19 protein-coding genes, 1 pseudogene and 1 other annotated feature are annotated in these 20207 nt (G+C 39.0%); of the genes and pseudogenes, 14 read left to right on the top strand and 6 right to left on the bottom strand.

Annotation, left to right across the window (positions count from 1 at the left end; translation table 11 throughout):
- Window positions 1-122 precede the first annotated feature (122 nt).
- The 4 genes from ACLHDF_RS03910 (at window position 123) to ACLHDF_RS03895 (ending at window position 3701) form a co-directional block, all read left to right on the top strand.
- Window positions 123-1019: a LysR family transcriptional regulator gene (locus tag ACLHDF_RS03910; RefSeq protein WP_413917699.1), complete on the top strand. Its 897-nt coding sequence runs from the start codon at window positions 123-125 to the stop codon at window positions 1017-1019.
- The gene (locus ACLHDF_RS03905; RefSeq protein ID WP_413917698.1) at window positions 1019-1657 is read left to right on the top strand and encodes a hypothetical protein; all 639 of its coding nucleotides are present in this window, start codon (window positions 1019-1021) and stop codon (window positions 1655-1657) included. Before ACLHDF_RS03910 ends, ACLHDF_RS03905 begins: the two co-directional genes overlap by 1 nt.
- 121 nt (window positions 1658-1778) lie before the next feature.
- Window positions 1779-2345, top strand: a complete 567-nt coding sequence (locus tag ACLHDF_RS03900) for a TetR/AcrR family transcriptional regulator (RefSeq protein ID WP_413917697.1) — start codon at window positions 1779-1781, stop codon at window positions 2343-2345.
- Between the two features lie 129 nt (window positions 2346-2474).
- Entirely contained in the window at window positions 2475-3701 is a 1227-nt protein-coding gene (locus tag ACLHDF_RS03895; protein ID WP_413917696.1) for a DUF819 domain-containing protein, read from the top strand.
- A 42-nt stretch (window positions 3702-3743) separates the two neighbouring features.
- Here ACLHDF_RS03895 and ACLHDF_RS03890 read toward each other — a convergent pair whose 3' ends face one another.
- The gene (locus tag ACLHDF_RS03890) at window positions 3744-5114 is read right to left on the bottom strand and encodes an amino acid permease (protein ID WP_413917695.1); all 1371 of its coding nucleotides are present in this window, start codon (window positions 5112-5114) and stop codon (window positions 3744-3746) included.
- A gap of 67 nt (window positions 5115-5181) precedes the next feature.
- Window positions 5182-5413, bottom strand: a binding site (T-box leader).
- 233 nt (window positions 5414-5646) lie between these two features.
- Here ACLHDF_RS03890 and ACLHDF_RS03885 point away from each other — a divergent pair.
- From ACLHDF_RS03885 to ACLHDF_RS03855, 7 genes and pseudogenes are all read left to right on the top strand, one after another.
- Complete coding sequence (locus tag ACLHDF_RS03885) at window positions 5647-6495, top strand: DUF4405 domain-containing protein (protein WP_413918259.1); 849 nt, start codon at window positions 5647-5649, stop codon at window positions 6493-6495.
- 108 nt (window positions 6496-6603) lie between these two features.
- Window positions 6604-6789 (top strand): Fur-regulated basic protein FbpA, encoded by a 186-nt coding sequence (gene fbpA, locus ACLHDF_RS03880; protein ID WP_413917694.1) that lies wholly within the window; start codon window positions 6604-6606, stop codon window positions 6787-6789.
- Between the two features lie 183 nt (window positions 6790-6972).
- Complete coding sequence (locus tag ACLHDF_RS03875; protein WP_413917693.1) at window positions 6973-8100, top strand: NADH-dependent flavin oxidoreductase; 1128 nt, start codon at window positions 6973-6975, stop codon at window positions 8098-8100.
- A gap of 145 nt (window positions 8101-8245) precedes the next feature.
- Window positions 8246-9145 carry a DMT family transporter gene (locus ACLHDF_RS03870; protein WP_413917692.1) on the top strand — a complete coding sequence of 300 codons (900 nt, stop codon included), beginning with the start codon at window positions 8246-8248 and terminating at the stop codon, window positions 9143-9145.
- A 44-nt stretch (window positions 9146-9189) separates the two neighbouring features.
- A pseudogene (locus ACLHDF_RS03865) lies at window positions 9190-9543 on the top strand (cupin domain-containing protein).
- Between the two features lie 402 nt (window positions 9544-9945).
- Entirely contained in the window at window positions 9946-11868 is a 1923-nt protein-coding gene (locus ACLHDF_RS03860; protein WP_413917691.1) for an LTA synthase family protein, read from the top strand.
- Window positions 11869-11982: 114 nt separating this feature from the next.
- Window positions 11983-12924: an LCP family protein gene (locus tag ACLHDF_RS03855; RefSeq protein ID WP_413917690.1), complete on the top strand. Its 942-nt coding sequence runs from the start codon at window positions 11983-11985 to the stop codon at window positions 12922-12924.
- A 39-nt stretch (window positions 12925-12963) separates the two neighbouring features.
- Here the strand turns inward: ACLHDF_RS03855 and ACLHDF_RS03850 are convergent, their stop codons facing one another.
- Window positions 12964-13545 carry a YitT family protein gene (locus tag ACLHDF_RS03850; protein WP_413917689.1) on the bottom strand — a complete coding sequence of 194 codons (582 nt, stop codon included), beginning with the start codon at window positions 13543-13545 and terminating at the stop codon, window positions 12964-12966.
- 200 nt (window positions 13546-13745) lie between these two features.
- Between ACLHDF_RS03850 and ACLHDF_RS03845 the strand changes: the two genes are divergently transcribed.
- Window positions 13746-14243: a GNAT family N-acetyltransferase gene (locus tag ACLHDF_RS03845; protein WP_413917688.1), complete on the top strand. Its 498-nt coding sequence runs from the start codon at window positions 13746-13748 to the stop codon at window positions 14241-14243.
- A gap of 30 nt (window positions 14244-14273) precedes the next feature.
- Here ACLHDF_RS03845 and ACLHDF_RS03840 read toward each other — a convergent pair whose 3' ends face one another.
- From ACLHDF_RS03840 to ACLHDF_RS03830, 3 genes are all read right to left on the bottom strand, one after another.
- The gene (locus tag ACLHDF_RS03840) at window positions 14274-14414 is read right to left on the bottom strand and encodes a hypothetical protein (RefSeq protein ID WP_413918258.1); all 141 of its coding nucleotides are present in this window, start codon (window positions 14412-14414) and stop codon (window positions 14274-14276) included.
- Complete coding sequence (locus ACLHDF_RS03835) at window positions 14396-14887, bottom strand: YoaK family protein (protein ID WP_413917687.1); 492 nt, start codon at window positions 14885-14887, stop codon at window positions 14396-14398. The genes ACLHDF_RS03840 and ACLHDF_RS03835 overlap by 19 nt, the downstream gene beginning before the upstream one ends.
- Window positions 14888-15107: 220 nt before the next feature.
- Window positions 15108-17150 (bottom strand): catalase, encoded by a 2043-nt coding sequence (locus ACLHDF_RS03830; RefSeq protein WP_413917686.1) that lies wholly within the window; start codon window positions 17148-17150, stop codon window positions 15108-15110.
- A 172-nt stretch (window positions 17151-17322) separates the two neighbouring features.
- Here ACLHDF_RS03830 and ACLHDF_RS03825 point away from each other — a divergent pair, with 172 nt between their 5' ends.
- Both ACLHDF_RS03825 and ACLHDF_RS03820 read left to right on the top strand, forming a co-directional pair.
- Window positions 17323-18294 (top strand): NAD(P)H-dependent flavin oxidoreductase, encoded by a 972-nt coding sequence (locus ACLHDF_RS03825; protein WP_413917685.1) that lies wholly within the window; start codon window positions 17323-17325, stop codon window positions 18292-18294.
- Window positions 18295-18364: 70 nt separating this feature from the next.
- Entirely contained in the window at window positions 18365-18760 is a 396-nt protein-coding gene (locus tag ACLHDF_RS03820) for a hypothetical protein (protein WP_413917684.1), read from the top strand.
- 27 nt (window positions 18761-18787) lie between these two features.
- On the opposite strand, the gene ACLHDF_RS03815 is transcribed toward ACLHDF_RS03820, so the two are convergent.
- Complete coding sequence (locus tag ACLHDF_RS03815; RefSeq protein WP_413917683.1) at window positions 18788-20140, bottom strand: cation:dicarboxylate symporter family transporter; 1353 nt, start codon at window positions 20138-20140, stop codon at window positions 18788-18790.
- Between the last annotated feature and the right edge of the window lie 67 nt (window positions 20141-20207).

The following is a 20207-nucleotide window of genomic DNA, read 5'->3' as shown; positions in this document are numbered from 1 at the left end:
CAGACACATAACATTTTCGGCAAGTGCTACGTTCTTCATTTAAACATGAATTTTTTATGACGTCCAATGTATAATTTATATGAATTTGATAGTATTATGTAATAAATAAAGGATGTGAAAAAATGGAATGGCAGCAGCTTGAATATTTTAATGTTGTAGCTCAAACAGAACATTTTACAAAGGCAGCGGAACAATTATCAATCGCACAGCCCACGCTCAGCCGCTCAATTTCTAAATTAGAATCAGAGCTTGGTGTGCCGCTTTTTGAACGAAAAGGAAGGCAAGTCATTTTAAATCGATACGGACGTCTTTTTTATGAACGAACGGCTAAAGTATTAAACGAAATGGAGGAAGCAAAGCGTGAGCTTTCAGATTTGATTCACCCTCACCGCGGCAGTATTTCGTTTGCTTTTTTAAAATCATTAGGCGCTTCGTCCGTCCCAAAACTAGTTCATGCTTTTTTACAAGAGTATCCGAACGTTCAATTTCAAATCTTTGAGAACGCCACGAACATCATGCTCGATCAGCTTCAAACGGGAGAAATTGATTTTTGTATGTCTTCTGTAACGGAATCGAGGCCGGGAATTCAGTGGGAACATTTATGGAGAGACGAGCTTTACGCGTATATTCCTGATACCCATCCCTTTGCTTCAAGGCAAGTGCTTTCAATTGCAGATTTAGCTGATGAATCGTTTATCGCCTTAAAAAAAGGATATGGAAGCCGAACAATTTTTGATCAGCTGTTTGAAGAAGCGGACATTGTTCCAAATATTACGTTTGAAGGGGAAGAATTTTTGACCGTAATTGGTTTTGTAGCGGCTCATTTAGGGGTTGCCTTGCTTCCTGAAATAAAGGGAGTGAACCTGCGATTCATAAAAAAAATAAAGCTCAAAGAAGGTACGGCTTCACGTGTAGTTGGGATTGCGTGGAACAAAGATAAATACTTAACGCCTGTTGCAAAGAAGTTTCAGGAATTTTTAATTCAATATTTCAAAGAACAACATACAGGAGGAGAATGATGAAGAAAATTGCTTGCCTGCACGCTCATCACTCAAACATTTCTTATATAGAAAAAGCGCTGTCTTTTGCGAACTGTATGCATTTTGTAGACCCTGGGCTTGTATATCGAGTGACAACTGACCCTAAATTTGCAGCGGAATCAGCTGCTGCAAAGATAGAGAATCAGTTAAAGTGGATGGAGGAATGTTCAGCCGATGCCATTTTACTGACGTGTACGAACTACATTGCGCTTTTGCCGGAAACATTTACAAGCGACGTTCCTGTTATTAAAATCGACGAGTCTTATTTCCGCCGAATATGTGAAATAGAAAAATCACAGCTTATTGTGTTTACAAATCCGGAAACCGTAGAAGGAACGATGAAGCGCCTATATGAATTTGCATTTTATCAAAATGTAAAGATAAAGGTTCGCCCTGTTGTGATAGAAGGTGCTTTTGAACTAGTAATGAACGGGAACCTAAAAGAATACAAACAGAAGGTGAAGCATGTCTTACATGAGCTAATGAACGAGCATGACGCTATTGTTTCAGTGGCACAGCTCTCGATGGTAGAAGCGGCAGAAGAGGTAAGCAATTGTATTATTACGCCTCTTCAGCCGTTAGCAGAGGACGTAAGGAAAGTAATCATTAGGTCATAAGGAATGAAAAATGAAACTGTAAATGGTAAAATATTCACTTTATTTTGACAAAAATTTCATTTCCTTATATGATAAGTAGTGTTATAGAAACCACTTATTATATAGGGGAGGCATCGTTTTTGTGAAGAAAGCAAATGCACGCGATAAGATTTTAGAAACAGCATCGCGGCTTTTTCAGCTGCAAGGCTATCATGCCACTGGATTAAATCAAATTATTAAAGAGAGTGGGTCGCCAAAAGGGTCGCTTTATTATTATTTTCCAAAAGGGAAAGAAGAACTGGCGATTCATGCTGTTCAATATACGAATAAATATGTCCAAGTTCAAATTAAAGAAAGCTTAAATCAATCTTCTGATGCAGCGCAGGCTATTCAGTATTTTATTGAAGAATTGTCCAAGCAGTTTGAACACGAAGAAAGTATTGCTGGTATTCCTGTTGGGCTGCTGGCTGGAGAAACTGCGCTTATTAATGAACAGCTTCGTAAAGTCTGCTACGCAGCATTTCAAGATTGGGAAAAACTTTTTAGAGAAAAAATGATAGAGAGCGGATTTCAAGAGAAGCAAGCAGGAGAGCTTGCAGTTGTGATTAACTGTATGATTGAAGGAGGCATCTTGCGTTCATTAACAGAGAAAACAAGCGCTCCTTTGCAGCAGATTCAGCAGCAGATTCCGGTTTTAGTGCGTAAATAAAAGGTAGCTTTTCACTTTTAAAGTGGAAAGTTTTTTTTATGGATTGACGGAATTTGGCATATATTGATAAAATTTAAGGGTATATTTTCTGAAAATTCTATTTCTTAAAAAGAAGGAAAGGAGCAGCCCGTGATTTTTACCATTATTCAAGCTGATGATACGTGGGCACTATGGGGAATTCTAGCAATTTGGGCTTCTGTTAGTATTTTTCTCGAACAAAAGTATAAATGGGCTTCTTTTCTGTCAGGAGCAATTATTGCGCTAGCAGGAGCGCTGATTTTATCAAATTTAAAAATCATTCCAACAGAGTCTTCGGTTTATGATGCGGTGTGGGCTTATCTAGTGCCGCTTGCCATTCCGTTATTGTTGTTTCAAATCAATATGAAGGAATTATTTCAAGAAAGCCGGAAACTGCTTTTTATTTTCTTGATCTGTGCAGTAGGCACGGTCATAGGGAGCACGGTCGGCTTCTTGTTATTAAAAGATTATATTCCTGAACTAGCAAAAATTGCGGCTGCTATTGGCGCTTCTTACGTAGGCGGAGGGGTTAACTTTGCTACCGTTACGGCCAAATTTGAACCATCAAGTCAAATGGTTTCGGCCACGGTGGTTGCTGATAATATGGTCATGGCTTTACTGTTTGCTGTGTATATGTTTATTCCTTCTATGAAGTTTTTTAAAAAGCATTTTAAGACGCCTCATATTCAAGAAGTAGAGGCTGGGCAAAGTGAAGAAAGTGACCGTCATACACTTGCAGAAAAGTATTGGGCGAAAAAAGAAATTTCGTTAAAAGACGTTGCAGCTTCAATTGGTACATCGTTTTTTCTAGTGGTTGCTTCGTTTAAATTAGCCGAGTGGTTTGGAACAATCATTCCAACCGGTGAAAATGCTTCGGTATTTCAAACATTGTTACATACTGTTCTAAGCGAAAAATACCTATTGCTTTCCACGCTTACATTTCTTGTTATTTATCTGTTTCCTTCTTATTTTAAGAACATTAGTGGAAGCCAAGAAATCGGCACGTACTTCATTTATATTTTCTTTGTTGTAATTGGAGTGCCGGCGTCCATTCCATTAATTGTTGAAAAAGCACCTCTTTTGATTCTATTTGTGCTCATTGTGGGAATGAGTAATTTAATAGTGGGACTACTTTTAGGAAAAGTATTTAAAATTGATTTAGAGCATATTTTACTGGCGAGCAATGCAACGGTAGGGGGACCTACGACAGCAAGTGCAATGGCGATTGCTAAAGGATGGGGAAGCTTGGTGGGTCCTATCTTGGTAGTAGGAACTCTTGGCTATATTATTGGTAACTATATCGGCTTTGCACTTGGCTATTGGTACTTATCATTTTAATAGAAAAAACGCCCCCTATAACGATTCACAGGGGGCGTTTTTTTATTTAGCGTGCTTGACTGCTGAAGATTGATAAAAGCGACCTTTAAAGATATACGTAGCTGTAATAAATAAATAGATAGCTAGTGTAATAGTCGTAATAACAACGGACGTTGTACAGATAACGCCAATTAAAATAGCGCTTAGTGCAATAAGGGCAGCCCATGTCGTATAAGGAAACCATTTAACAGAGTAGCTGCTCGATGCTTCTGGCTGAACTTTACGAGACTTTAAGTGTGCAATCGCAATAATCAACCAAATAAACAACACCGTATACCCTAGGGATCCCATTAAATAATCAAATGTTTTACTTCCTGCAAATAAGGAAATTAACACACCGACATAAAGGGATGATGTACACATTAAAATCGCATATACAGGAACTTTGTTGACAGAAAGTTTTGAAAATATCTTTGGTACTCGACCGTCTACTGCTTGCGTATACAAAATACGTGATGAACCGTAAAGTCCTGAGTTCATAGAAGAAATAACGGCTAACAAGATAACGGCATTCATAATATGGTCTGCTCCGGGAACTCCAATCATTTTAAATACCATCACAAAAGGACTTTGAGAAACGCTGTTCACTTCATTCCAAGGAATTAAGCTAACGATGATAAAGAACGGAAACAGATAAAAAGCAATGATGCGTGTTAATGTGCTGCGCACGGCTTTAGGTACTACTTTCTCAGGGTTTTTTGTTTCAGCTAGCGTTACTCCAATGATTTCAGTTCCACCGTAAGAGTAGATGACAACTAACATCGCCGTAATTAACCCAGTTGGTCCTTTAGGAAAGAAACCGCCGTGATCGCTTAAATTTGAAAAACCTGTTGCGGTATGATGACCGAATGATACAAACAATAACAGAAGTCCAGCGATGATAAAGATCACAATGACCGTAATCTTAATTAAAGCTAACCAGTATTCCGTTTCAGCAAATGCTTTAACTGAAAGCAGGTTAATAACTGTCACAATAACGGATACACCTAAAGCAAGCATCCAAATTGGATAATCAGGAAGCCAGTACTGAATAAAAATAGCGGCTACAACAGCTTCAGCTGCAATGTTCAACACCCACATCTTCCAGTAAATCCAGTCCAAAAAATAAGCGGGATAGCTTCCTAAAATCGATTGAACTAAATCACGAAACGTTCGTGCCTCACTATTTCGAACCGCCATTTCAGCAAGACCTTGCATGATAAATAGTAAAATAATTCCGCCAATTAAGTAGGCAATGACAACAGATGGTCCTGCCATGTCAATAGCTGAGCTGCTTCCTTTGAATAAACCAGCGCCAATCGCTCCACCTAGCGCCATCATCATAATGTGACGTGAAGTCATTGTTCGCTGCAAACCTTGGTTGTCCTTCTTCATGACTTTTCCCTCCACTTTTTTATAAAATAAAAAAAGCTTATCGTCTCCTACCTCATTATCAAATGAGAGAAGAGACGATAAGCTTTAGCTAACCGCGGTACCACTCTTGTTGGCTCTTAAAGAACCCTGCTTAAAACCTGATAACGAAGGTTAGACGTTAAAACTTAGAGAACACTTCTGCATTCTTTCTGAATTACCACTCCTGGGCGAGTTCAAAGTATTATTGGACTACGTCACACCAACCCGTAGCTCTCTTGACCGAATAAAAAGCTTTTACTACTCCCAATCGCTGTGTTTTTGATTAAAATCCGAAAGTTCTTGATGAATAACCATTACTATACGTGCTTCTTTTTTCTTTGTCAATCGCTATATTTAAAAAAAAATGATTCCACTCTATTTTTATAGCACTCAGGACTGATTAATTTGGCAAAAAAATCAGTCTTTTCACCTGATTTTCACCAACCCTGCTTACATTAAAGAATATGAAAAAGAGGTTGTTTTGACAAATACATAGGTGAGGAGAATGAATAAAGTGAAAAAGGTGACGTATGTCCGGTTTGGACTGGATCTCTTAATGGCCATTACGTTTGTTTTATTTTTTAACAAACAGGTACTAGGAGGGTTAACGTTTCATGAAATTGCGGGGCTAGCGATTGCCGTCGCTTTTTTTACCCATGTACTACTGAACTGGCAGTGGGTAAAGAAAGTCACGGTTAAATTATTTGACCGCAAGCTTCCGCGCAAAACAAAGTTTGGTTACTTTTTAAATATAATGCTGTTGATTACGATGTCATTTATTATGATCAGCGGTATTTTTATTTCAAGAGTAGTATTTCCAAATATTAATGTCGGCAATGAACAGTGGTTTAAGGTTTCCCATATTTCGGTATCGTTTTTAGTATTAATTTTAGTAGCCGCTCACGTAGGTCTCCACTGGAAATGGGTAATAAATGTATGTAAAAACATTACAAAATTCAAGAAAACAAAGAAAAGCTTGAGCATAGTAGCTAAGCTCGCTACCGTAGCACTGTTAGTGGTTGGAATATATGAAATAAATGAGACGGGTTTTCTTGGAAAGCTTGGAGGAGTAGCAAGAGTACTGAATTTAAGTTCCTCAGATATGCCACAAAAAGGCGGTGAAAAGCCGGATTTTGACCGCCATTCATTCAGCGAGACCAAATCTTCTGCGATGGCATCTGCTGGTTACGAACGTCCGGATTTTGATCATGAAGGCGGGTTTGAAAGTCCGAATCCTTTTGTTGTGATTGGTACTTATTTTGCTATTATGTCTGTTTTTATTATTGTTATTTATTATATTGAAAAAATATTAACACGAGTGAAGAGACGAAAGAAAATTGCGGGTCCTGCTGCAGAAATTTAAATAAAAAAGCTTTCTATTTCACTGTTTTTTCATCATACAGAAGTAAAATCATTTATGTAAAAGCAAACGCTTTGCAAAATTAATATGAGATGAACTTAGGTGGTGGAAATGGTGAAACAGCACACACAGCCTGAAACGGAACATAAGAAAAATTGGTTTATTAATGCGCTATTGAATTTTGGTATTTATAAAAAAGGAAATCGGCACCTATACGAACTGACACTTCAAGAGTTAGAAGCTCAATATGTAAAAGTGAAAGTATTCATGTATAATCAGGAACCTCTTTCGCAATGATAAAAAAGCACTCAGTATACTGAGTGCTTTTTTATGTTAGAAAGTCTTATTCTTTGACAGGTAAAACTGTACAGATTAAAATCACAGTATATTTTAAAGTTACAGTTTTAAAATACGCATACCTATAGGAAGAAAAATTAGTTTCTACCTATAGTATGTTAATATTTTTTGGAGGGAAATAAAATGACAAATAAAAAGTATGAGCCGCTTTTACAGCCATTTGCTTTTTCAAATGGCATCAAATTAGAGAACCGCGTTATTCTTGCACCTATGACAAATTTTTCATCAAATGAAGATGGAACGGTATCAAATGCAGAAGTTGACTACTATGTACGACGTTCAAAAGGTGTTAGCATGGTCATTACAGCATGTACATATGGAACGCCGAACGGCAAAGGATTTCATGGAGAGTTTGCTGCAGACAGCGATGAAATGATTCCTAGCTTGCGCCGTTTAGCAACAGCGATTAAAGATCAAGGAGCAAAAGCAGTTCTTCAAATTTTCCACGGAGGCCGCATGTGCCCTCCTGAGCTTGTTCCAAATGGAGATATTGTTAGCGCAAGTGCTATTGCCGCAGAACAAGAAGGAGCGCCGGTACCTCGAGAGTTAACAAATGAAGAAATTGAAGGCATTATTCGCGATTTTGGTGAAATGACGCGCCGTGCTATTCAAGCGGGGTTCGACGGAGTTGAAATTCATGGAGCAAATAATTATTTAATTCAACAGTTCTTTTCTCCGCATTCTAATCGCCGTGAAGATAAATGGGGGGGCAGCGTAGAAAAACGCTTAACATTCCCGCTAGCAATCGTAGACGAAGTAAAGCAAGCCGTTTCTACCTATGCAAAAGAGCCATTTTTAGTAGGGTATCGCTTCTCACCAGAAGAGCCTGAAACGCCTGGAATCACAATGGCTGATACATTGAAGTTAGTTGATGCACTAGCAGCAAAAGACCTTGATTACCTTCACGTATCGCTAATGGAATTCTGGTCAAAACCACGCCGAGGCGTAGAAGATACTCGTTCACGTATTGAAATTATTCAAGAGCGAGTAGGAAGTCGCGTACCTGTGATGGGCGTAGGTTCTATTCATACAGCAGACGAAGCAGCAGCAGCTCTTGAAACGGGCATTCCACTACTTGCTATTGGCCGCGAATTAATTATGGATCCAGACTGGGTTCAAAAAGTCAAAGAAGGCCGCGAAAACGAAATTGTTACAACATTAAGCAAAAAGGATCAGGAAAAGCTGGTGATTCCTGACCCGCTGTGGCAAGCCGTTATTAACACGCCAGGCTGGTTCCCAGTTGAAGATTAAAAGCAAAGCAAAAAAGCACAAAGGTCATGGGAATGATTCCATGTCTTTGTGCTTTTTTTATGAAATAAAACGTTTAAACCAGTAATTTACAAATGAACTTTCTTGTGTTTGAATAATATTAGTTTTCTGAAAGTGAGGTGAGAAAATGAAAGCAGGACCAATGGTAAAAATGATGATTTCAATGAGTATTTTTGGTTCAATTGGGTTTTTCTCCACAAAAACCGGACTACCTTCTTTTGATTTAGTATTTGTTCGCTGTATTTGCGCCACGCTTTTTCTTGGAATGTGCTGGTTCGTAACGGGTGAGTACAAAAGGGAAAAATGGAATGTCAAAGAAATAACGCAAATTTTCCTGTGCGGGATATTTCTTGTGTTTAACTGGGTGTTTCTATTTAAGGCATTTGAAATGATGTCCGTTACGGTTGCCATTTCTATTTATCATCTTGCTCCCGTTTTAGTATTGCTTCTAGGGAGCTTTATGTTTAAGGAGAAAATAACGGTTCTTGGTGTTATGTCTATCTTCATTTGTTTTGGAGGAACACTTCTAATTATTGGGGTGGAGCAACTTACAATTGATGGTTTTATGTCTTCGGGAATACTCTGGGCGCTTTTAGCCGCTTTGTTTTATGCGTGCACGACGCTGCTTGGAAAAGGAATTATTCATACAAGTGCCTACGCTGTCACATTTCTTCAGACTTTTTTAGGGATTTTTCTATTGTTGCCGTTTGTTCATTTTAGTGATTTTCATTTCCTAACAATGGCCAATTGGACAGCTATTTTAGTAACGGGTTTTGTACATACTGGTTTAGTGTATTATTTGTTTTTCGACAGCCTGCGCTATTTAAAAACTCAGGTGATTTCGGTTCTGGTATTTTTAGATCCAGCCGTTGCCATTTTATTAGATACAGCATTCACAGGGTTTCGCCCAACGATTCTTCAGCTTGCAGGCATTGTTTTGATCTTTTTAGGAATGCTTTTTACCTTAAAGCGAAAACCATCATCTAAAAAAAACATTTCCAATAGTAATGTTCAAAAAAGCATATAGAATTTTTGTAGGTGTTCGTTCATTAAAACAAAGGGGAGCTGTTTATGAAAGTCAGTAAGCAAAACGCAGAACACTACGTGTGGGGAGGAAAATGCGACGGGTGGCATTTAGTGAAAAAACAAAACTTAAGTATTATTCATGAGCGCATGCCCCCTCATACAAAAGAGGTAAGACATTATCATACGAAAGCACATCAATTTTTCTTTGTGTGAAAAGGAACAGCTGCTCTAGAAGTAGATGGAGTTATTTATGATGTAAAAGCACATGAAGGAGTAGAAGTACTTCCATCGATTCTTCATCAAATGATGAATTGTTCGAGCGAAGAGATTGAGTTTCTTGTTATTTCACAGCCTTTTGCACAAGGAGGCCGCATAGCTGTTTGTGAAGAGGACGACTAAGCATAGATAGAGTTATTTTTACTAGTCATAACGGTGCCCAAAGAATTTCGTCCAGTACAATAGTACCTTTTCATTCAGCAAGTGAAATATTATGCGTGATAAAATAAAAATACTTTTATTGCAGAGCAGAAATGTGGTAAATTAATATGTATGCAATATAGGGAGAACAAAATTTACAAATTAACAATTGTGTAATGTTAATATCATGATAAAAAATAAGAGATTACAAGTTAATGTGTAAATTTTGTAGATGACTAAAAAAAGAGATGAAGATGATATTGTTTGACAGATTGAATCATTTTCAGGTAATCTTTTGCAGGACGTAACCGTTACGATTTAATGGGACTTTCCTGAGGTTAGCTGAACATGAAATCTCTACTTTTTAGTGAAAGGAATTTGAAAATGAAAAAACTATTTTCAAAGCCGTTGTTTTATTTTTTTATAGCGGTTTTATTCATGTGGATCAAGTCTTACATGTCTTACAAAGTGGAGTTCAACTTAGATATAAGTGACTCAATGCAAAAAACGTTATTGTTTATTAATCCAATTAGTTCAACCTTGATCTTCTTAGGATTAGCATTGTTTGCAAAAGGAAAAAGATCCATCGTTTGGACGCTTATCCTTAGTACAATCATGACGGTCATTTTGTACAGCAATATTTTATATTATCGATTCTTCAATGACTTCGTTACGTTGCCTACTTTAACGCAAACAAGCAATGTGGGTCATCTAGGAGGCAGTATCGCTGATTTAGTAAAAGCTCACGATATTTTCTATTTTGTAGATATCATTTTACTGATTGCGCTATTGTTTGTGAGAAAAATCGAATGGCCAAAAGCGCGTCTTAAATTCCGCTATACGTTTATGGTATTAGCGGCAGGAGCTATCGCTTTTGCAATTAACTTGCACTATGCTGAAAAAGATCGCCCTGAATTATTAACAAGAACCTTTGATCGCAACTACCTAGTAAAATATTTAGGAGCATACAACTATACGGTGTATGATGCGATTCAAACGATTCAAAACTCAAAGCAGCGAGCATTTGCAAGTAGTGATGACTTAACAACAGTGAAAAATTTCAGTACAAGTCACTATGCAGCTCCAAATATTGAGTATGCGGGTAAAGCAAAAGGGAAAAATATTATTAAAATTCATCTAGAATCATTTCAGTCATTCCTAATTAACTACAAGTTAAACGGGCAAGAAGTAACGCCGTTTTTAAATTCATTAGCAAATGGAAATGAATTTATGTACTTTGATAACTTCTTCCATCAAACAGGACAAGGTAAAACAGCTGATGCAGAGCTTATGATGGATACGTCATTATATGGCTTGCCTCAAGGGTCAGCATTTAGTTTAAAAGGGCGCAACACGTACCAAGCAGCACCAGCGATCTTAGATCAGCAGGGCGGCTATACAAGTGCCGTTTTACACGGAGACTATAAAACGTTCTGGAACCGTAATGAAATTTATAAGCAGTTCGGTGTGGATAAATTCTTTGACGCAAGTTATTACAATATGACTGGCGATAACAAAGTAAACTATGGATTAAAAGATAAGCCATTCTTCAAAGAATCTATGCCAATGCTACAGTCATTGAAGCAGCCATTCTATGCCCATATGATTACATTAACAAACCATTTCCCATTCGTCCTTGATAAAGGTGATGCTACCATTGAGCCGGCAAATACAGGAGATGGAACGGTAGACCGTTATTTCCAAACGGCTCGTTATTTGGATGAATCACTGCAAGAGTTCTTTACAGAGTTAAAAGCTTCAGGCTTATATGACAACTCAGTTATTATGATTTACGGCGACCACTATGGTATTTCCGAAAATCATAACAAAGCAATGGAAAAAATTATTGGCGAGAAAATCACGCCATATAAAAATGCTCAGCTTCAACGCGTACCGTTCTTCCTTCACGTACCGGGTGTAAAAGGCGGAGTGAACCACACGTACGGCGGTGAAATTGACGTAGTGCCTACGCTTCTTCACTTAGTAGGAATTGATAGTAAAGAGTATGTTCAATTCGGTACAGATTTATTATCAAAAGACCATGATCAGGTAGTAGCATTTAGAAATGGTGATTATGTTTCTCCGAAATACACGTCAATTGACGGCAAGTATTACGATACAAACACAGGAGAAAGAATTGCAGCAACAGACGAAGCGAAAGCTTATAAAAAGAAAGTTGGAAGAGAACTAGAACTTTCTGATAAAGTGTTATACGGTGATTTATTACGCTTTAACAAATTAGATGACTTTAAAGCGGTCGATCCATCCAAATACATGTATGGAAAAGACCAAGAAACAGAAAAGTAATGTGAGCTTTCACATCATACAATCCAAACAAGCAAGTAGAGGAGCTTTTTAAAAGCTTAGCTACTTGCTTGTTTTATGAGAACTTCATTGAAAAAGAAAGCTGGTGACTGAAACGTGGAGCAAACAAGACGCAAAAAAAGAAGAAGAATTCGATGGGGCAGAGTGTTCTTTGCTTTGTTGTTCCTTTTTATCATCGTTGGGGGCATATATAGCTACTTCCAATATAAGCAAGGACTATCGATGGCAAGCGATGGTAAATTTGCTGATGACGGCACGACATTTGAACAGTTTCAAGGCAGTCTCCCAAATAACGGGGAAGTGAATATGCTGCTGTTAGGAAGTGACTCGCGTGGAGAAAAGCATTCTCGTACAGACTCTATCTTAATTGCTCACTACGATTCTAAAAGCAAGCATCCAAAAATTGTTTCACTTATGAGGGATATGTATGTGGATATTCCAGGGCACGGCAAGCAAAAGCTGAATGCTGCTTACGCGTTCGGAGGTCCTGAGCTGCTGCGTCAAACAATCAAACAAAATTTTGATATCGACATTAACTATTATGCAGTGGTTGACTTTGAAGGGTTTTCAAAAATTGTAGATACGATTGCACCTGATGGCATCGAAGTAACTGTTCCTCACGATATGTCTTCAGGAATTGGCATGACGCTTCATAAAGGTACCCAAGTTTTACACGGTGAACAGCTGCTTGGCTACGTACGTTTTCGCCATGATAACATGAGTGATTTTGGACGCGTTCAGCGCCAGCAAGAAGTCATTTTAAAGCTTAAAGATGAGGTAGCAAGCTTAAACAGCGTGTTTAAAATACCGAAGCTTCTCGGCGTAATGGATCCTTACATCGACACAAATTTAGATACAAAAAGCATGATGCTATTGGCTAAAGATGTGGTAACAGGCAAGATGAAAGATGTTCAAAGCTTGCGACTGCCGTTAGACGGATCATTTGAAAACAAAACATATAGCGGTGTTGGTATGGTGCTTGATATTAATTTAGATAAAAATAAAGAAGCGCTGCAAGAATTCTTAAATGGAAAATAAGGAAAAGCCTCGAGAGAGACGTATATCTCGAGGCTTTTCTTATACATAGACGATAATGCGTTTGAATGATGTAATTAAACTGGTAACTATACCGGAACATATGACAATTAATAATGAATAAATAGCCGTTTCGTTTTGAAGAAGTAAAATACCTGAAATAATAATAGATGCGTCAAGTACTAAAATGATGATACCTGGGTTTAGAGATAACCATTTCGCAAGTATTAGAGAAAACAAGTCGACTCCGCCTTGACTTGCGTGCTGCCGAAGCATGATGCCGGTTCCGATTCCGTTAAAAACACCCCCGAGACAAGCGCTCAAAATAACAGGGAGATGAAGAATTCCATGAAGGGGAAACAGTAGGTCAATCATAGCTGCAGAAATAACCATGCCATAGATAGCATTTAAAAAATAAGAGCGGTTAAAACCTAGAGCCAGAAGATAAATGGGAAGGTTTAAGCAGAAAATCATAACGCCTACTTTATATCCCAGCACATAATTAATGATTAAGCTAATTCCCGTAATGCCTCCTGTTACAAGCTGAAGAGGAAGAATAAAAACGTTAATTCCAATACTAACAAACACACTGCCAATTCCAATTGCGATCAATTTTTTATACATGTTGTCTCATCCTTGTCTATGAATCTCTGTATATGTGTATGAAGACAAGCAGAGTTTCAGCACAAAGACTGCTTCAGAAATCATAATGCACCGATTAAATATATGCAAAGGAAGCTGTTTTGAGGTGCAAATGAGTTGCATTAACATTCTTTAGCGTAGACAATAAAAGCAAAGAAAGAAGGTAAATGGAGGAGAAGAAATTGATCGTTCGAGAAGCTAGAGAAGAAGAAAAGCCATCTATTGAAGCAGTAACGATTGCTGCTTATGAGCAATATGCAACCGTAAAATCAGAAGCAAACTGGAAGAGGTATCGAGAAGGAATTATACATACCCTGAGTGAAAAGAATAGATTTGAGCGCATCATAGCTGAAATTGATGGAGAAATGGCGGGAAGCGTTTTGTTTTATCCACCGAATACAGATGTATATGGCGGGTTGTTAAAGCCATTCCCGTGGGCTGAAATTCGCCTGCTGGCAGTTGCTCCGTCTCATCGCCGAAAAGGAGTCGCCAATGCCCTTCTTGAAGCGTGTGAAAAAAAATCTCGGGAGCTAGGGTGTTCTTATTTAGGTTTGCACACAGATAACTCAATGGAACATGCCATTAAGCTGTACAACAAAAGAGGCTATGTCCGCTTTCCTGATAACGACTTTTATCCCGTAAAAGATTTGCACGTTATGGCATTTAGAAAATTAGTTTAATCAAAAAAGCCTTTGAATCAATCAACGATTTCAAAGGCTTTTTTGAGATTCTGAATTTAAAATGACAAAAGCGAGAAAAAGAATAGCAGAAGCTAACCAAATTGCTTTTGTTCTGAGGGTGAAAGTAGAAATAGAACCTAACAATGCGCCGCTTAAAAAAGAGAGGATAATGGCCGTAAAATGAAGGCACTGATAAGCAGCATTTTCATCACGTTTGAATATAGCATATATGCTGCTTGAGAAGCAGTACGAAGGTTTCCGGTTGTCATTGTTGTATTATATGACCATTTTATTAGAGTTCTAAATGAAGAAACTTGAAGAGCAGCAACAAACGAAATTGTTACTGTAACCAACATATTAGGAACATTAGGCGGTAAAAATCCAACGGCAATGAGTACAACAATTTCTAAAAGCAATACGATACGAGAAGTATCAGGGAGTATAGATACAAGTCGCGGCTGCTTAAATGTTTCGGTTACAGCAACGCCTAGGATAAAGGCTAAAATAGGCGGAATATGAAGAAAAGCTTCTGTCCATTGACCTTGTGCTGCCTTTACACCTAATAAGACGATATTTCCACTTTGTGCATTCGCAAATACTCCGTTTCTGCTTATATACGTATAAGCATCAAGAAAGCCTCCCACAATAGCTAATAAAATTCCAAGAATAACCGAATTCGCCGTTGCAGCTTTTTTAACCGTTTAGGTAATTGTAAAAAATAAGATGATTTGTTGATGAGCATGTCTTCCTTCCGCCTCCTGAAAATCTAAGGTGCATTATCTAGTATAAGCAGAAGAGAAGATTTTCTTCAATTACTGTGATTCCATCCAAAAAAGGTAGGGAACGACCCTACCTTTTTTGGGTTTATATAACGTGACGATTCCAGTGGCGGTGAGCTGAAATAGCCTCAATAAAATCATCTGTAAAGCGTGTAGAATCTCCAGTTACGACACCGGGACTACTGTCCAATCCAGCAGCTTGCAGCCACTTAACACCTTCATCTGTCGCGCCAATCGGTTTAAAATGCTCGAATGCTTGTTGAGCAAACGTCAGTGCTTCTTTACGAAACTTCTTATTAGCTGACGAACTTCCGACAACATAAACCGCATCGAATAAGACAGAATCACTTGTTAAAAATGTGTGCTGTACTTCAAGTTCTGATCCGTCTGCTCCTTTTACATTTTGTAGTGTTGTGCTTACAATTTCAGGCTGAATGCCCTGTTGCTTTAAACGGTTTAACACTTGTGGTAGGTCACTGCTAAAGTCGTTGGCTACAATGACGGCTACTTTACGTGTATTTGGCTTTTTAATGGTCTGTTCCTGACTCAGGGCCGGCGATGATTTTGTCAGTGCCGCGTCTTCCCCTGGCGGAGGTGTCGCACCGATTGCTTTAGCTACTGTTTGAGCTAGCACTTTACTGACGTTGGCAAACATATCGACGACTTGCTGCTGAACAGACTTGCTTTTTACTTTTCCGAGTTCAAAGCTGAAAGCACTGATAATATGCTCTTTTTCAGGGTCGCTCATGCTATTCCAAAATAGCGTTGCCTGTGAAAAATGGTCTTTAAAACTTTCGCTGCGGCTTCGAACTTTTCTTCCTTCCACTTTTTCTTGATAGTGAGCATAACCGCCTTCTGACTCTGGGACAGGTACCGGCGTATTCGCTGCAAGAGAGTTTCTATGATAGCTAACAGGCCCTTTATTAATCGTTTGGCGTCCGTAGCCGTCTCGCTGATTGTTATGAAACGGGCAGACGGGACGGTTTATCGGCAATTCATGGAAATTGGGGCCACCTAAACGAATAAGCTGGGTATCCGTGTATGAAAACAATCTTCCTTGCAGCAAAGGATCGTTAGAAAAATCAATTCCCGGTACCACATGCCCTGGATGGAATGCCACTTGTTCCGTTTCGGCAAATACGTTGTCTACATTTCGGTTTAAGGTCATTTTTCCAACTATTTTAACGGGAATGTCTTCTTCTGGCCAAAGCTTAGTTGGATCAAGAATATCAAAGTCAAACTTAAATTCATCTTCCTCGGCGATGATTTGAATGCCTAGTTCATACTCGGGGTAGTCTCCGTTTTCAATCGATTCCCATAGATCTCGGCGATGAAAATCAGGGTCTTTCCCAGAAATTGTTTGGGCTTCATCCCAAACAAGGGAATGCGTTCCAAGCACAGGCTTCCAGTGGAATTTGACAAAATGAGCTTTTCCTTCTGCATTAACTAAGCGAAAAGTATGTACGCCGAAACCTTCCATCATACGCAAGCTGCGAGGAATTGCACGGTCAGACATTGACCACATGACCATGTGAGCAGACTCTTGGTTATTGGCGACAAAATCCCAAAACGTATCGTGTGCTGAAGCCGCCTGCGGCATTTCGTTATGAGGTTCAGGTTTAACAGCGTGAATTAAATCAGGGAATTTAATCGCATCTTGGATGAAGAACACGGGAATGTTATTGCCAACTAAGTCATAGTTTCCTTCCTCTGTATAAAATTTTGTTGCAAAACCGCGGGCATCGCGCACCGTTTCAGCTGAACCTTTAGAACCTGCTACAGTAGAGAAACGGACAAATACAGGTGTTTTTACAGAGGGATTCTGCAAAAATTTAGCTTTTGTATATTCACTGAGAGAGTCATACAGCTCAAATTCTCCGTGGGCAGCGAAACCGCGCGCGTGAACGATGCGTTCGGGAATGCGTTCGTGGTCAAAATGTGTCATTTTTTCACGGAAATGAAAGTCTTCCATAAGGGTTGGACCGCGTTCGCCCGCTTTTAAAGAAAATTCATCTTCGGAAAGCTTTAACCCTTGATTGGTTGTGAGGGCTTGGTTTCGATCATCTTTTTTAAACTGCTCGAGCTGTTCTTGCTTGCTTTTTTCATTTACAGAGTGCTTTTTTGTCATATCTGTGTTCCTCCTTGACCTTCAATTTATAATCATTACAAAATGTGTACCCTGTCAAAAGTTGACGCAAACTGAAATGTTGGAATTTTTTCGTAGGAAATCCGTTATTTTCTTGTTATGATTATGAATAAGTATTCATAAATAAGAAAATAAAAGGAAAGGGGCTACATAGATGAAAACACGGGTAACAGATCTATTAGGAATTCAATATCCAATTGTACAGGGAGGTCTAGCATATTTAGCATACGCAGAGCTTGCTGCTGCTGTTTCAAATGCGGGAGGACTTGGACAAATTACGGCTATGACACTCAGAACACCTGAGAAACTTCAAGCTGAAATTAATAAAGTCCGTTCTTTAACTTCGCGTCCCTTTGGCGTTAATTTTGCCGTTGGAGGTCAAACGGAAGGTTCTTATAAGGAACTTCTCGACGTAGCAGTAGAAGAAGGTGTTCCTGTTATTTCAATAACAGGAGCAAACCCTACACCTATTTTTGAAAGATTAAAAGGAACGGGAATTAAAACGCTCGTGCTTGTAGCTAACGTGCGTCAAGCACAAAAAGCTGAGAGTTTAGGAGCAGATGCCGTCATGGCGGTGGGGCAAGAAGCAGGAGGGCATATCGGGCGCGAGGATCTCGGCACGATGGTGTTAATTCCTCGAGTAGCTGATGCTGTGTCAATTCCGGTACTTGCAAGCGGGGGAATTGGAAACGGACAAGGATTATTGGCTGCGTTATCATTAGGCGCTGAAGGTATTGAAATGGGAACGCGTTTTATTGCGACAAAAGAATGTGTAGACGCTCACGATGCGTATAAACAAGCTATTGTAGAAGCAAAAGAAACCGATACTGTGGTCATTAAACGTTCGTTTGGAGCGCCTGGTCGCGTATTAAAGTCTAATTACACTCTTGGCATTATTGAACGTGAACAGCAAGGAGACAGATACGAAGAGTTAAAAGATGTCATTAGCGGAGGGGCAAACTGCCGGTATATTTATGAAAATAAAATTGATGAAGGCTATGGGTGGGCAGGGCAAGTCGTTGGGCTAATTAAAAGTATCCCAACGGTGCAAGAACTGTTTAACAGTATGATAGAAGAAGTGCACGCTGGTTCTAAACGACTGCTGAGTATCGTAGAAAAAGAGTAGGTATACAAGCCGTCATACTGCAGCAATTGTTCGCATATTTATAATCTATATCTCTAAATGAGGTGAGAGAATGAAAAGGGTGCGAGCATTTGCTATTGTGACGTTTTTAGTAGTAGGTTCAGGGTATGCAGTTTTTACTAAAAAAGAAGAAATTTCCAAGGTGGAACAAGCACAAGCGTACGAAGAGGCAAAGCCTGTTATTAAACAAATGGACAAACTGGATATTTGGCATAAAATCAGCAGAGGTTTAACAGAAGCGGGCTATGAATCAAGGGGCGTGAATTCATCTCTTTACTCAAAGGACAGAGTAGAGCTGGATGTGTATATGGAGCCTTCCGTTTCATCTGACGTCAAAACGCAGGAAAGCATTAAACGAATAGTATGTAAAATACTGGAAGAAAATAAGTTTCAGCAAGAGTCCTTTCATGTCACAATTAAATTCCTGCCCAAAAAACAAGCAAAATAGACTTGTCTCGGGCAGGAAATTCTTTTATTAAAATGCTTTTTCATTGGCGGCTGGAATATTCTCTGAGATAGAAATTTCAGCATCTCTGGGCTGATATGCAATTTTTCCGTCCAGCACATCATTTGCTTTTTGTAAGTCTAATAAATTTTCCCATCTTGCGATAACAAAAGCAGCCACGGCATAGCCGATAATATTGACCGTTGTCCGGTAATTACCCATAAAGCGATCAGGAGCCAGCATCAAAGCAACCGCTGCTACTGGAATGGATCCAGTTGCTGCTGCGGTTGCAGAGAGAGCAACAAAGGCTGATCCTGGAATGCCAGCCATTCCTTTAGACGTAAGAAGCAGGACACCAAGCATTAAAAGCTGATCTGATAGGCTCAAGTCCACACCCGTTGCTTGTGCTAAAAAGACGAGGGCAAGAGACAGGTAAATGGAAGCGCCGTCTAGGTTAAACGAATAGCCTGTAGGCACAACAAGACCAACGACTGCTTTGTTGCATCCTGCTTGTTCAAATTTATCCATAAGCTGCGGCATAACGGCTTCGGTAGAACCCGTGGCAAATGCCAGCATAATTTCTTCTCGTATATATAGAATGACCTTCCATAAACTTAACTTTAGATAGATTTGTAAAATAACAGCTAAAACAAGGACAAATGCTAGACAAGCAATCGTCATAGCGATAAAAAGCTTTCCGAATGCAGCAAGCATTCCCAAACCGTACTGACTAACCGCAAATGCCATGGCGCTAAACGTCGCAAGAGCGGTTAACTTCATAATGTATCCCATGATTTTAAATAACACATCATTTACTTTTTCCAATACATTTAGAAGAGTCTCTGCTGTTTTTCCTCCTATATGTACAAGCGCGATGCCGAACAAGCAAGAAATTAAAAGCACTTGAAGCATTGAGTTGCTTGAAAAAGCACCAACCGCGCTGTCTGGAATCATATTAAGAAAAAAATCACCTTCGCTCGGAAGTTCGGAGCCGTTTGTTTTCGCGTCCACTTCGCTTGTGTTTAAGCTTGAAGGATCGACATTCATACCGGTGCCGAGATTCATTACATTCGCTACTAATAGACCGATAATAAGAGCGAATGTTGTGACAATTTCGAAGTAAAGAATGGTTTTTCCGCCGATACGCCCAACTGTTTTAATGTTTCCAACCTTGGCAATTCCGACAACGACTACTCCAAAAATAAGAGGAGCAATCAGCATTTTGATGAGCTTAATAAAACCGTCTCCAATTGGCTTTACAGCATTTCCAAAGCTTGGCCACAAATATCCTACTGCTATGCCAAGTACAATCGCCATTATAATTTGAAAGAAAAGACCTTTATAAAAAGGTTTTTGCTTATCTTTTGCCGCTGTTTGTGTCATATGTTCTCCCTTCATCGTACATTTTTTTAGGTATTACAACAGATGTTATGTTTTTTTACATTTTAAC

It is taken from the genome of Priestia megaterium, assembly GCF_046599315.1.
In the GTDB taxonomy this organism is placed as follows: Bacteria; Bacillota; Bacilli; order Bacillales; family Bacillaceae_H; genus Priestia; species Priestia megaterium_F.
Note: the sequence above shows the minus strand (reverse complement) of the source record. Positions and strands in the feature narration are given on the sequence as shown.

Excerpts from the sequence above, each read along its gene's own strand:
- ACLHDF_RS03910 (WP_413917699.1), top strand. The coding sequence starts at position 123 with ATGGAATGGCAGCAGCTTGAATATTTTAATGTTGTAGCTCAAACAGAA.
- ACLHDF_RS03905 (WP_413917698.1), top strand. The coding sequence starts at position 1,019 with ATGAAGAAAATTGCTTGCCTGCACGCTCATCACTCAAACATTTCTTAT.
- ACLHDF_RS03890 (WP_413917695.1), bottom strand. The coding sequence starts at position 5,114 with ATGAAGAAGGACAACCAAGGTTTGCAGCGAACAATGACTTCACGTCAC.
- fbpA (WP_413917694.1), top strand. The coding sequence starts at position 6,604 with ATGGTGAAACAGCACACACAGCCTGAAACGGAACATAAGAAAAATTGG.
- ACLHDF_RS03875 (WP_413917693.1), top strand. The coding sequence starts at position 6,973 with ATGACAAATAAAAAGTATGAGCCGCTTTTACAGCCATTTGCTTTTTCA.
- ACLHDF_RS03870 (WP_413917692.1), top strand. The coding sequence starts at position 8,246 with ATGAAAGCAGGACCAATGGTAAAAATGATGATTTCAATGAGTATTTTT.
- ACLHDF_RS03860 (WP_413917691.1), top strand. The coding sequence starts at position 9,946 with ATGAAAAAACTATTTTCAAAGCCGTTGTTTTATTTTTTTATAGCGGTT.
- ACLHDF_RS03850 (WP_413917689.1), bottom strand. The coding sequence starts at position 13,545 with ATGTATAAAAAATTGATCGCAATTGGAATTGGCAGTGTGTTTGTTAGT.
- ACLHDF_RS03830 (WP_413917686.1), bottom strand. The coding sequence starts at position 17,150 with ATGACAAAAAAGCACTCTGTAAATGAAAAAAGCAAGCAAGAACAGCTC.
- ACLHDF_RS03825 (WP_413917685.1), top strand. The coding sequence starts at position 17,323 with ATGAAAACACGGGTAACAGATCTATTAGGAATTCAATATCCAATTGTA.
- ACLHDF_RS03820 (WP_413917684.1), top strand. The coding sequence starts at position 18,365 with ATGAAAAGGGTGCGAGCATTTGCTATTGTGACGTTTTTAGTAGTAGGT.
- ACLHDF_RS03815 (WP_413917683.1), bottom strand. The coding sequence starts at position 20,140 with ATGACACAAACAGCGGCAAAAGATAAGCAAAAACCTTTTTATAAAGGT.